Source organism: Schaalia dentiphila ATCC 17982 (assembly GCF_000154225.1).
Taxonomy (GTDB): Bacteria; Actinomycetota; Actinomycetes; order Actinomycetales; family Actinomycetaceae; genus Pauljensenia; species Pauljensenia dentiphila.
The window spans coordinates 1,617,766-1,630,137 of record NZ_DS264586.1; the positions used below are offsets into that span (position 1 = coordinate 1,617,766).

Sequence of the window (12,372 nt, forward strand, 5' to 3'; positions counted from 1 at the left end):
CCAATGATTGTTGAAGCGCTCCTCATCGGCGCATTCGTCGGCATCGTCGTCGGCTCGCTCGGCGCGGGAGGCGGCATCTTGTCGGTGCCGATCCTCGTCTACATTCTTGGGCAGGATCCCCACCAGGCAACGGGCTTGTCCCTCATCATCGTGGGGCTGACGGCCGCTATCTCGCTGGCGACGCGCGCTCGCAGCGGGAACGTCGCATGGCGCGAGGGCGCTCTCTTCGCCCTGGCTGGCCTCGTGGGCACGTGGGCAGGCTCGGCGCTCGGCCCGCTCATTTCGGCGCGTGCCCTCATGCTCTCCTTCTGCGCTCTCCTGGGAGCGGTCGCGGTCTTCATGGTGCACTCCCAGATGCGCCCATCTGCCTCGTCCTCTTCTGACGAGGCCGGGGATACCAAGGTCGACAAGGGCACCTGGACGCTCACGACCGTGTTCCGCGTCGTCGCCCTGGCGACGCTGACGGGTTTCCTCACGGGATTCTTCGGCGTCGGCGGCGGGTTCGCGATCGTGCCCGCGCTGCACCTGGCGCTACGGTACCCGATGAAGCGGGCCTCCGCGACGTCCCTGCTGGTCATGGTCATCACCGCCGCCTTCGGGCTGGCCTCGCGCACTCTCGCGGGCACGCTGACGATCACCGCCGAGGCCGGGGTCATGGTCGCGCTGTTCACCGCGGCGTCGATGGGAGGCGGCATCGTGGGAGCCAAGCTCACCAAGAGAGTCTCGAATCGGGTGCTCGGCCTGGTCTTTGCGGCGCTCCTCGTGTGCGTGACAGTCTCGACCCTGGCGGCCACACTCGCATGAAGGGCGCGCGAGACCGATTGTGTCTCGCGCGCCCTCATCGCTCAGCTGGCGGTCGTTCCTTCGCCCTGGGTGGAGGAGTCCTCACTGCCCTGGCTTCCATTCTTGCTGCCGGGGCCTCGGCCTCCCTCCGGGGGAGGTCCCGGGCGGGTGCTGCCGGTATCGCCCTGCTCACCGCCCGGCCCCTGCTGCTGGCCGCTACCCCATCCCTGCTGGCCGCCAGGGCCACGCTGCTGGCCGTTACCCGAACCCTGTTGACCATTGCCGGGGCCGAATTCCTCGTCCTCGTCGCCGTAGCCCTGGTCGCTGACACCGTCCTCGTAGCCCTGCTCATAGAAGTCCTGACCATCGCCCATGACGGCTGCATGCGTGATGATGCCCGCACCGAAGCCGACGGATAGCACCGCAGCTGCGGCGCCGGCGATAGCTGCACGCTTGCTCCACGAGGTCCTCTTCGATGCAGGCTCGAGCGTCGCGACGCTAGCCGCCACGGCCTCGTCACCGGCATGGTCATCGACAGAAGCCCCCGCGACCGACTCCAGGGGCGTGCCAGCAAACGCTTTGCTGGTTTCCTCCTGGGCGACGGGAGGCATCTGCACCGTTTCCGCCTGCGCCACGTGCGCGGGCAGGACCTCGGTCTGCTCCGTGGCCTGCGCCTCCGACTGAGGCAGGATCGAGGTGCGCTCGGTGTCACCTGCCAGGTTCTTGTTGTCGTCCGCCAAGGGGACGCTCCTTTCTGCTGATCTGTTCATCATTGCTTCGCAGATTAGGGACGACACATAAGCGGACGTTATGGTGAAACTGTGAAAACACTATGAATATATAAGTGTCGTACATCACTTTTTGGAGGTGAATCAATTTGTCAGCTCACAACTATCCTGCAACGTTCAACACCCGCCGATCACGCTCAAGAGGTGCCACATGTCCATCAAAGCGCGCCCCACGATCCTGTTTGCCACGGCAACCGCACTCGCCCTCAGCACCTGCGGAGCCACCTCCTCTCCCTCCACGCCCGCCGCGAGCGCCGGTTCCTCGTCCGCGGCCGCGTCGACCGACGGTTCCTTTACCCTCCTCAACGGTCTGATCCCTGTTCCGACGTGGTCGCGCTCGTACTCCAAGAAGGGAGACCTGCTCTCGCAGACGACGGAGTCCGACAAGTCCCTGCACATCGAGGAGTGGACGAAGGTGAGCCTGCCGAACCTCGACGGCACTCACGAGATCGTCAAGACCCTGCGACTGAGCCCCGACGGCACGCGCATGGCGCTCTTGGCTCCATTCAAAAAGCTCGAAGACGACATAAGTTACCAGCTCTACTCAACGCCTGTTGGCGGAGGCGAGGCCACGCAGCTGACAAAGGCCACGGGCATCGCCGGTGGCAAACACGTCATCCTCGCCTGGAGCGTGTAAGAGACCCGAGGCCGGGACCGCAACGCGTACCCCATCACGCGTCCGACCCCGGCCTCGTTCCATGCTGTGAGCGCAAGCGCCCTACTCTACGGCGGTATTCCTGACCACGAGGGTATTCGTCGCCTGAGCCACCGGGCGCACGATCATCGAGTCGATGTTGACGTGGGAGGGACGCTCTAGGGTCCACACGATCGCCTCGGCGACGTCCTCGGCGACGAGAGGGGCGGCAACGCCCTCGTAGACGCGGTCGGCGGCCTCCTGGGAGCCGAGGCGGTTGAGGGAAAACTCCTCGGTGCGCACCATGCCCGGCGCGATCTCGATGATGCGCACGGGCTCGCCCACCAGCTCCTGGCGTAGCGTGTTCGCAATAATGCGCTCGGCGTGCTTGGCGGCCACGTAGCCGCCGCCTCCCGGGTAGGTGTCGTGGGCGGCGGTCGAGGTCAGGAATACGAGATCTCCCCCGCGCTCGCGCATCCCCGGCAGGAAGGCGCGCGAGCAGTGCAGGGCGGTGAGCACGTTGCGCTCAAACATTGCGCTCCACCTGGCCGGATCTCCCTCCGCGACCCGGTCCACGCCGATGGCTCCTCCAGCGTTGTTGACGACCGCATCCACGGGGCCACCCTCCAGGATGTGTGCGGCCATCTCCTCCACCTGCGCTTCGTCGGTGAGGTCAGCCGCCCAGTATTCGCAGCCAATGTCAGCGGCGAGGGCCTCCAGGCGCTCGCGGCGCCGGGCCACGGCGACAACCCTCCACCCCCTCTGCGCCAACAGGCGGGCGGTGGCCTGCCCGATTCCGGTGGAGGCTCCAGTGACGACGACGCGGCGAGAAGTGTTCATTCCTCAACAGTAATGTCCCCGGGTACGCACCGTCGTGCGCGCCCGGGGATAGTCGCTGATGTCTCAGCCGTTGGGCAGGCCGTATGCCTTGTGGATCAGCCAGATCGGGTGGACGACGTTCGCGCCGGTGGCTGTGCGCAGCTGCCAGCGGCACGTCTCCGTGTCACAGGCGGCCAGCTCGGCGTTGACCTGCTTGATGAAGTCGAAGACGGGGGCGCCCACGGCCTGGGCGATCGCGTACTTCTCCTTCTTCATGCCGTACGTGCCCGCGATACCGCAGCAGGGCTGCTCGGAATCCTTGACGGTGACGCCGGGGATCAGGCTCATGAGCTCGATCGCAGGCTTGCCCAGACCCTGGGACTTCACCTGACACGGAGCGTGGTACGGGATGGTGACGTCGATGCGCTGGAAGTTCGTGTCCAGTTCGCCCTTGTCGTACAGGTACAGCAAGAACTCGCTGATATCCCACGTGCGGGAACCCACATCCCTCAGCTCCGGGGTGTCCATCTCGAGGATCTCATGGGCCTCGTGGCGCAGCATGCCGCCGCACGAGCCCGACGCGGAGATGATCGGGGCATCGCGGTTGACGCTGCGCAGGTCGTTGGTCAGCTTAGAGACGTACTTGCGCGCATCGTCGTACAGGCCGTTGGACTGCAGGGCCAGGCCGCAGCAGCCGTGCTTGGGAACCAGGACCTCGTAACCCAGGTGCTCGAGCACCATGACCGAGTGAATCGAAGTCTCGACCTCGAAGTACTGGCCGGCGCATCCGTGGAAGAAGATCACCTGGCCGCGCGTGCCGGAGTTCGCCAGCGGCTTGTGCTTCTTGAACCAGGACTCGAAGGTGCGACCATACGCGCGCGGCATGGGGGCCGAGCGGTGCACGCCGATGACGGCCTCCATGGCCAGGCGAATCGGCTTGACGTCGAGCGCCCAGTTCGCGATGGGGGCAACCGGGGTCATCATGGTGCCGATCAGGGAGGTACGGCCGATGAGGCGGTCGCGCAGCGGAATGCCGTGCGCTTCCTTCATGGCGGTACGGCGGTGGTGGATGATCTCGGTGACCTTCACGCCCTGGGGGCACACGAGCGAGCAGGTGCCGCACGAGGAACAGTAGTCGATGGACTTGTCCACCATCTGCCCGTCCTTGCGGAAGCGCTCGGCCTGCGGGCCGGAGTACTTGGGGCCGGCGAACAGGTCGGTGACGCGCATAACCGGGCACTGGGTCTCGCAGATCGTGCACTTGACGCACGAGTCGAGGCTGGCGCGCAGCGCAGCGTCACCGGTGAGGGCGAAGACGTCTTCTTCCTCCACGCCCGGTCCCATCAGCGTTGACATTTCCAGGGTCATTTCAGGTCCTCCACGATCGAGTCGACGGCCGCGAGCGCGCTGGCCAGCGCGATTCCTTCGCCGCTCTTTTCGCGCCAGCGGGTGGCGCCGGCCAGGTTGCCTCCGGCCGCGTACAGGTTCGGGCACACGGGCGCACCTTCCTCGTTCAGGACGCGCATGTTGTCGTCGACGGCGAGGCCGGCCAGGAAGAGGGGCTGGTCCTCGCCCCAGAAGTCGGCGTGCAGGAGCTGTCCGGAGGCGCCCATGACGGGCAGCCCGCAGATGGTCTCTCGCACGGTGCCGTAGGAGTCCATGTCGAGGGCGCCGGATTCGAAGCCGCCAGCGGCCAAGATGAGGGATCGGGTTTCCACGATCGTGGAGCGTCCCGCGCTGGCGTATTCGACGGCGCTTACGCGTCCATCTGCCGTGTGCACGGCCTTGATTGGGGATCCGAGGATGACGCGGCACTTGTCGGAGGCGATGCGGGTCAGCAGGGCGTTCAGGCGCATGCCGGGCACCGACGGGGGCTGGATCGGGATCTCGAAAACGGGGTGGCCGAGCTTGTCTGCGAGGTCGCGCCAGGCATTCGGGTCGTCGAGGCCGAGGACGGCGGGCAGGCCGACGATCTCGCCATCCTGGAGGAGGGGGCGGATCTGGTCTGCCAGGCGCGCACGGTTCTCCTCGTGGTCGAGGCTGCGCGCGTGGTTGGTGCCGGTCGAGTCGACCTCACCCTCGCGCACGACGTAGTCAACACTGAGGGCACGGGCATTGATGGGGGCGCCGTCGGGGCCGTTCTGGCGTGTCAGGTTCTCGGCAACGAGGCCGGGGTAGAAGTCCTTGAAGCGCGTCAGTCCAACGATGGCGTAGCGGGCGCCCGCCTGGGGAATGCCGGCCTCCATCGAGGGCGGGATCAGGCAGGTCGGGCGCAGCGCGCCAACGCCGGTGGGGATGCGCGCGTTGCGGGTCTCATCGCCGATGAGGGCGTCCGCGCCGACGAGGTCACGCAGCCATGCGACGGATGCGCCGACGAAGTCGGGGGTGACGTGGCTGTAGGGGTGGGTCGGGCGGGAGGCTACGTGGCCTTCCAGAGCCTCCAGGGGTGCCTCGACCGGCTCGGGGCGGTAGCCGAGGATGTCGACCGTGCCCGTGCCGAGCTGGATGCCACCCACGCCCTTAGTTACGAGGGTGACGCTCAGTCCCGCGTCGGCTGCTTTGATTGCTGCGGCCAGGCCTGCCAGGCCAGCGCCGATAACGACGACGTCCCTCATCGAACAACCTCCTCGCTGGGTGCGGGCAGGTGCTCGACGTCGAGCGTGCCCTCGTGAATCCAGGCGTCCAGTGCGGCCTGCCTGGCTTGCTTGCCGAACATGATGGGCCACAGGCCGATCCAGCGGTTCTTCAGGAAGAGACGCAGGAGGGAGTTGGCGCGCATCGAATCGATATCTCCGCGCTCGTGGGCGATGCCAGCGGCGCGCTGGGAGCAGAATCCGCCCTGGCAGGGGCCCATCCCCAGGCGCATCTGGCGACGCACGTCATCGAGCTGCCCCTTGGGCAGGGTGTCCATGACGTTTTCGAGCATGGCGCGCGTGGCCATCTCGCACTCGCAGATGATCTGCTCGTGGGAGGGGGATTCGTTGCGCGATTCGACGTTGTCGAGGCGGTGGCCGATCGTGTACAGGCGCTCTTCCTTGGCGGGAGGAACGGCCTCGTCGGCGGTCTTACAGGCGCGCTTCTCGCCCATCTCCTCGCACATGATGTCCACGATGCGTTCGGCCATGAGGCGGTAGGTAGTGAGCTTGCCGCCCGCGATGGTGAGCATGCCGTAGACGCCGTCGCGCGTGTTGTGGTCGATAATGCTCATGCCGCGCGCCATGTGGCGGGTATCGGTCGCCGACACACGCGAGTCCTTGATGAGGGGGCGCGCACCGGCCCAGGCGTGCACGGCACGGGACTTGCGGAAGCCGGGGACCATGGCCTCGCCGGAGTCCAGCATCTGCTGGACCTGGTCGGCGGGGATGGAGAGGCGATCCGGGTCGTCAGCCTTGAGGTCGGTCGTACCGATGATGCACACGGTGTGGTCGGGCACGAGGATGTCGCCGTCGGCGGGCCACACGCAGCGGTTGATGACCGATTGGCTCAACCGGTGGTTCATGGCGATCATGATGCCGGCGCCGGGGACGACGTCGACTCCGTGGCAGTCGGCCATGGCGGCAATCTGTCCGGCCCAGGGGCCGCCGCAGTTGAGGACGAAGCCACACTCGATGCGCACGTCCTCACCCCCGCGCTCGTCATGGACGATGACGGCGCTGATGCGCTCACCTTCGCGCTCGATGGATGTGACGCGGTGGTAGGTCAGGACCTGCGCCCCGTACGCCTGCGCGGAGCGAATCGCTCCCCAGGTCATCTGCCAGCCATCGACCGTGCCGTCCTGGACCTCGAAGGCGCGCTTGATGCGCGGGTCCAGGCGGGGTTCGCGACGCAGCGCCTCGGCGATGGAGATTTCTGCGGCGGGCACCTTTGCAGCCGCTGCGCGGGCCAGGAACTGATCCGCGTATTCCTCATCGTCGTGGGCGGTCACGACGAAGAGGCCTCCGGTGGCCTCGACAGCGTTGGCGTTGATGCGCTTGACGATCTCGTTTTCTTCGGCGCACTCGGTGGCCGACTCAGGATCGGACGCAATGTAGCGGCCGCCCGAGTGGAGCAGACCGTGGAAGCGACCGGAGGTTCCCTGAGCGATGTCCGCCCGGTCGACGAGGACGGCTGAGAAGCCGCGCATGGCGACGTCGCGGACGACGCCGGCACCGGTGGATCCTCCACCAATGACACACACGTCAGTGCGAAGTGTCTTCACCGTTAAAAATCCCTTCACCTCTTGATGAGGAAGTGCCTCATTGCTCTCTCCATCATGCCCCTAGACACCCCTTTTGCACGAATGTACACACCGCTGTGCACATATGTGCACGACGGGGGTGCATCAAACTGACATCCGCACTCCCCCGCACAATTCCGCGAGAAAATGACGAATTACGTCCCATGCTCATCACGAAAATACGGGCGATGCCTGTCCCATGGACGCTCATCCCACGCGACCCCCACCTCTCCCCCTAGAGTTAAGGCATGACGAACACACTGCTCGCCCGAGTCCTCGACACCGCGAACATCGATTCGACGGTGCGCCCGCAGGACGATTTCTATCGCCACGTCAACGGCACGTGGCTGGGGACCCACACGATCCCCGCGGACCGCCCCATGGACGGGGCGTTCCACACGCTGCGCGACGCATCCGAGAAGTACGCGCGCGCAATCGCCCAGGACGCAGCCGATGGCACACTGGACGATCCGGATGCGCACCGCATCGCCACATTGTGGACTCAATTCCTCAACGAGGACACCATCGAAGAAGCCGGTGCCGCTCCCCTACGCCCCGACCTCGACGCAATCAACGCCTGCACCACCCACGAGGAGCTCGCCCGCGAGATGGGCCGCCTCATGCGCGAGGGCATCGGAGGCCTCATCGGCGCATACGTGGGCACTGACCCGCACGACTCTTCGCGCTACATGGTCTCCCTCGTCCAGTCCGGCATCGGCCTGCCCGACGAGGCCTACTACCGCGAGGACGACTACGCGCCGATCCGCGAGGCCTACGTCGCGCACACCGCCCGCCTCCTTAGCCTCGCCGGTATGGCAGACCCGGAGGGTGCGGCCGCGCGCATCATGGACCTGGAAACCGCGATCGCCTCCCACCACCGCGATTCCGTAAGCAACCGCGACCCGCTGCTCTCCGACAACCCGACCCCCTGGGAGGAGATTGCCACCCTGGCTCCAGGCTTCGACTGGGACGCGTGGGCGGAGGGCGCGCGCATGCCCGTCGCCGGCCTCGTCATGAACGTCGACCAGCCCGACTTCCTGTCGGCTGCCGCCGCCCTGTGGGCCGACACCGACCTGTCCGTGCTCAAGGAATGGCTGAGTGCCTCGGTGATCGACTGCCACGCGTCGCTCCTGTCGAGCGATTTCGTCAACGAGAACTTCGACTTCCACGGCCGTACCCTGTCCGGCACGGAGGAGCTTCGTCCGCGCTGGAAGCGCGCCCTCGGACTTATCGAGGCCTACCTGGGCGAGGCCATGGGCCGCGCGTGGGTCGCCCGCCACTTCCCGCCCGACGCCAAGGAAGCGATGGACGCCCTGGTGCGCCGCCTCCTCGACGCCTACGGCGAGTCGATCCGAGGCCTCGACTGGATGAGCGAGGACACCAAGGTGAAAGCGCTGGACAAGCTCGCGACCTTCAATCCCAAGATCGGCTACCCCGTCAAGTGGCGCGACTACTCGACGCTGCACCTGGACCCGGAGGCGACGATCGTCGAGAACGTGCGCGCCGCTAACGCTCACGCCACCGACCGCGAATGGGCCAAGCTTGGCCGCCCGGTGGACCGCGACGAGTGGTACATGACCCCCCAGACCGTCAACGCCTACTACAACCCCACGCAGAACGAGATCGTCTTCCCAGCCGCGATCCTTCAGCCTCCGTTCTTCGACACCGAAGCCGACGACGCGGTGAACTTCGGCGCGATTGGCGCGGTCATCGGCCACGAGATCGGACACGGCTTCGACGACCAGGGCTCGCGCTACGACGGGGCGGGCAACCTGTCGAACTGGTGGACGGATGAGGACCGCGCCGCCTTCGAAGAGCGCACGCACGCCCTCATTGAGCAGTATGACGCGCTCACACCGGCCATCCTCCTCGAGCAGGGCGAGGAATCGGAGGAAGGCGACGAACGCACGCTCCCCCACGTCAACGGCGCGCTCACGATCGGCGAAAACATCGGCGACCTCGGCGGACTGACCATCGCGTGGAAGGCATGGGCGGCCTCGCTCGCCGAGCAGGGGCTGACCCCGCAGTCCGCTCCCGTCATCGACGGCATCACCGGACCGCAGCGCTTCTTCTACTCGTGGGCACGCGCCTGGCGCACGGCCACGCGTCCCCAGTTCGCGCGCCAGATGCTGGCGATCGACCCCCACTCGCCCGCTGAGTTCCGCTGCAACCAGGTACTGCGCAACCTTGACACTTTCGTCGAGGCCTTCAACGTGACGCCCGGCGACGCGATGTGGCTGGAACCCTCCCAGCGCGTCACCATCTGGTAAAAGCGTGTCCCAGCCGACAAAATACGGCGCGCCCCGCGCAATCACACCCAACACATGACAACATAGGAATGTTGAGCGCAACAGCGCTCCCATTCCATCGACGGAAAGGCAACCCATGCCAGGCCTGAACCTGACTCGCGAGGAAGCGACCGAGCGCGCCTCGGTCATTTCCTCTGTGACCCGCTATGAGATCTCCCTGGACCTCACGCGCGGAGACACCGACTTCGGTTCATTCACCCGCATCGAGTTCGACGCGCGCGAAGGCGCCTCCACGTTCGCCGACCTCGTGTCCAACAACGTCCACTCGATCACGCTGAACGGCGATACCCTGGACCCCTTCTCGGTGCACCAGGACAACCGCATCGCGCTGGAGAACCTTGCCGAACACAACGTCCTCGAGGTTGAGGCATCCTGCCAGTACATGCACACAGGAGAGGGCCTGCACCGCTTCGTTGACCCCGCCGACGGACAGGCCTACACCTACTCCCAGTTCGAGGTCCCGGACGCCCGCCGTGTCTACACGACCTTTGAGCAGCCTGACCTGAAGTCCACCTTCACCCTGACGGTCAAGGCCCCTAAGGGTTGGAAGGTCTTCTCTAACGCGCCGACCCCCACCCCCGAGGAAGAGGGCGAGGCCTGGATCTACCACTTCGCAACCACCGAGGTCATGTCGACCTACATCACCGCGATCGTCGCCGGCCCCTACGAGGGCACGACGGCCACGCTGACCTCCTCCGACGGCCGCACAATCGACCTGGGCGTCTACGCCCGCGCCTCGATCGTTGAGCACCTGGATGCCGACGAGATCATCGAGATCACCCGCCAGGGCTTCGAGTTCTTCGAGGGCGCCTACGGCATCGCCTACCCCTTCACCAAGTACGACCAGATCTTCGTGCCCGAGTACAACGCGGGCGCTATGGAGAACGCCGGCTGCGTGACCTTCCGCGACGCCTACGTGTTCCGCACCCGTCCCACCGAGGCTCAGATGGAGGCTCGCGCCAACACGATCCTGCACGAGCTCGCGCACATGTGGTTCGGCGACCTGGTCACCATGAAGTGGTGGAACGACCTGTGGCTCAACGAGTCCTTCGCCGAGTTCATGAGCCACCTGGCTCTGGCCGAGGCCACCAAGTACACCGAAGGATGGACGGGCTTCATGGTCCGCAAGGACTGGGGCCTCAAGCAGGATCAGCTGCCCACGACCCACCCGATTACAGCCGAGATCCGCGACCTCGCCGACGTCGAGGTCAATTTCGACGGCATCACCTACGCCAAGGGTGCCTCCGTGCTGCGCCAGCTCGTCTCCTACGTGGGACGCGATGCCTTCTTCGCGGGTCTGCACGAGTACCTGACGAAGCACTCCTACGCCAACGCCACGCTGGACGACCTGCTCTCCGAGCTGGCCGCTGCCTCGGGCCGCGACCTGGCGTCGTGGTCGAAGGTGTGGCTGGAGGAAGCCGGCGTCACCCTCCTGCGTCCGGTCGTCACGACCTCTGAGGACGGCACGATCGAGCGCCTCGAGATCACGCAGGAAGCCTTCTCCGAGGGCGCCTCGCTGCGCCCGCACCGCATGGGTGTGGCCGGCTACTCGCTGACCGAAGAGGGGACGCTGGCCCAGGTCTTCCGCGAGGAGCTCGACATTGACGGCGCGTCCACGGTGATCGAGGCTGCTGCGGGCATCGCTCGCCCGGATTTCATCCTCGTCAACGACGGAGACCTCGGCTACGCCAAGGTCCGCCTTGACGAGGAGTCCCTGGCCTTCGCGATCACCAACATCACCAAGTTCACGGATTCGCTGACCCGCGGCGTCGTCATGGCCTCCGCGTGGGATATGACGCGCGACGGCGAGATGCCGGCACGCGACTACCTGAACCTGGCCCTGCGTGCCGTTCCCGTCGAGGACAACATGAGCCTCCTGACGCTCACCCTGCGTCACATCGACGAGGCCGTGCGCACCTTCGTGGCACCGAATTACCGCGCCGAGGCCGCCGAGGACACGGGCCGTCGCCTGCTCCTCCTGGCTCGCACGGCCGCCTCCGGCTCCGACGCGCAGCGGATGCTCGTCGCCGCTGCGGCCCGCAACGCGACCAGCCCCGAGCAGTTCGAGGCCATCCGCGCCCTCTACGACGGTACCCAGACCCTGGACGGCCTGGACCTTGACGTCGACCTCAAGTGGGACCTGCTGATCGCCCTGGTGCGCGGCAATGCCGCTACCGAGGAGGACATCGCAGCCCTGGAGGCCACCGACGACACGATGACCGGCCACCAGAACGCGGCCGCTGCTCGTGCGGCTCGCGAGGGCGAGTGGATCAAGGCCGACGTGTGGGACAAGGTCCTCACCGACACCTCGATCCCCAACGACACCCGCTGGGCGATGATCTCGGGCTTCTGGGCGCAGGCGCGCACCAACCCGTCGGCATACGCCAGCTACGTGGGCGACTACTTCGAGGCCCTGGCGGGCATCTGGGAGACCTTCACCTTCCACACCGCCGAGGACCTCACGACGCTGCTCTTCCCGAACGCGCTGGCGGGCTACGCCCCCGAGGTCGACGTGGTTGCCTCCGGCAAGGCCTGGATCGAGGCTCACGCGGACGCATCCGCCGGCACGATCCGCATCATCCGTGAGCTCATCGACGTGTGTGAACGTCAGATCGCCAACCAGGCGGTGGACGCCGCGGGCTGATCAGCCTCACAACGACGCCAGGGGGCGTGGCCACGTGGCCACGCCCCCTTCGTCTGACGTCCCAACTCCCTCAGGGAACACTAGCGTCGCATAAGCAACCCCGGCCTCGTTACCGTGAATGGACGAGGCCGGGGCATTGCGTGCATGATTGCGTCCGAGTGAGCGTCGCTCACTCACAG

General features: G+C 66.3%; 9 protein-coding genes. 4 read left to right on the plus strand and 5 right to left on the minus strand.

Translation table 11 applies throughout. The features are described 5' to 3' along the window. The first annotated feature begins 3 nt into the window (after nt 1-3). Complete coding sequence (locus tag ACTODO_RS06880) at nt 4-804, plus strand: sulfite exporter TauE/SafE family protein (RefSeq protein ID WP_003792616.1); 801 nt, start codon at nt 4-6, stop codon at nt 802-804. Nucleotides 805-845: 41 nt separating this feature from the next. Here the strand turns inward: ACTODO_RS06880 and ACTODO_RS06885 are convergent, their stop codons facing one another. Further along, on the minus strand, nt 846-1,523 hold the full coding sequence (locus tag ACTODO_RS06885) for a hypothetical protein (RefSeq protein ID WP_165478146.1): 678 nt from the start codon (nt 1,521-1,523) through the stop codon (nt 846-848). Between the two features lie 199 nt (nt 1,524-1,722). Between ACTODO_RS06885 and ACTODO_RS06890 the strand changes: the two genes are divergently transcribed. Further along, complete coding sequence (locus tag ACTODO_RS06890) at nt 1,723-2,208, plus strand: hypothetical protein (RefSeq protein ID WP_003792618.1); 486 nt, start codon at nt 1,723-1,725, stop codon at nt 2,206-2,208. 81 nt (nt 2,209-2,289) lie between these two features. Here ACTODO_RS06890 and ACTODO_RS06895 read toward each other — a convergent pair whose 3' ends face one another. The 4 genes from ACTODO_RS06895 to glpA form a co-directional block, all read right to left on the minus strand. Next, nucleotides 2,290-3,045, minus strand: a complete 756-nt coding sequence (locus tag ACTODO_RS06895) for an SDR family oxidoreductase (protein ID WP_003792619.1) — start codon at nt 3,043-3,045, stop codon at nt 2,290-2,292. A 63-nt stretch (nt 3,046-3,108) separates the two neighbouring features. Continuing rightward, entirely contained in the window at nt 3,109-4,392 is a 1,284-nt protein-coding gene (locus tag ACTODO_RS06900) for an anaerobic glycerol-3-phosphate dehydrogenase subunit C (RefSeq protein ID WP_003792620.1), read from the minus strand. Further along, a complete protein-coding gene (gene glpB, locus ACTODO_RS06905; protein WP_003792621.1) occupies nt 4,389-5,639 on the minus strand; it encodes a glycerol-3-phosphate dehydrogenase subunit GlpB in 1,251 nt (416 codons plus the stop codon). Before glpB ends, ACTODO_RS06900 begins: the two co-directional genes overlap by 4 nt. Beyond that, nucleotides 5,636-7,222, minus strand: a complete 1,587-nt coding sequence (glpA, locus tag ACTODO_RS06910) for an anaerobic glycerol-3-phosphate dehydrogenase subunit GlpA (protein ID WP_034512259.1) — start codon at nt 7,220-7,222, stop codon at nt 5,636-5,638. The genes glpB and glpA overlap by 4 nt, the downstream gene beginning before the upstream one ends. A 266-nt stretch (nt 7,223-7,488) precedes the next feature. On the opposite strand from glpA, the gene ACTODO_RS06915 reads away from it, so the two are divergent. Further along, nucleotides 7,489-9,510, plus strand: a complete 2,022-nt coding sequence (locus ACTODO_RS06915) for a M13 family metallopeptidase (RefSeq protein WP_003792624.1) — start codon at nt 7,489-7,491, stop codon at nt 9,508-9,510. A gap of 115 nt (nt 9,511-9,625) precedes the next feature. Continuing rightward, nucleotides 9,626-12,193 carry an aminopeptidase N gene (pepN, locus tag ACTODO_RS06920; protein ID WP_003792625.1) on the plus strand — a complete coding sequence of 856 codons (2,568 nt, stop codon included), beginning with the start codon at nt 9,626-9,628 and terminating at the stop codon, nt 12,191-12,193. Nucleotides 12,194-12,372 lie beyond the last annotated feature (179 nt).

Coding starts and splice junctions, on each gene's coding strand:
- ACTODO_RS06880 (WP_003792616.1), top strand. CDS start 4: ATGATTGTTGAAGCGCTCCTCATCGGCGCATTCGTCGGCATCGTCGTC.
- ACTODO_RS06890 (WP_003792618.1), top strand. CDS start 1,723: ATGTCCATCAAAGCGCGCCCCACGATCCTGTTTGCCACGGCAACCGCA.
- ACTODO_RS06895 (WP_003792619.1), bottom strand. CDS start 3,045: ATGAACACTTCTCGCCGCGTCGTCGTCACTGGAGCCTCCACCGGAATC.
- ACTODO_RS06900 (WP_003792620.1), bottom strand. CDS start 4,392: ATGACCCTGGAAATGTCAACGCTGATGGGACCGGGCGTGGAGGAAGAA.
- glpB (WP_003792621.1), bottom strand. CDS start 5,639: ATGAGGGACGTCGTCGTTATCGGCGCTGGCCTGGCAGGCCTGGCCGCA.
- ACTODO_RS06915 (WP_003792624.1), top strand. CDS start 7,489: ATGACGAACACACTGCTCGCCCGAGTCCTCGACACCGCGAACATCGAT.
- pepN (WP_003792625.1), top strand. CDS start 9,626: ATGCCAGGCCTGAACCTGACTCGCGAGGAAGCGACCGAGCGCGCCTCG.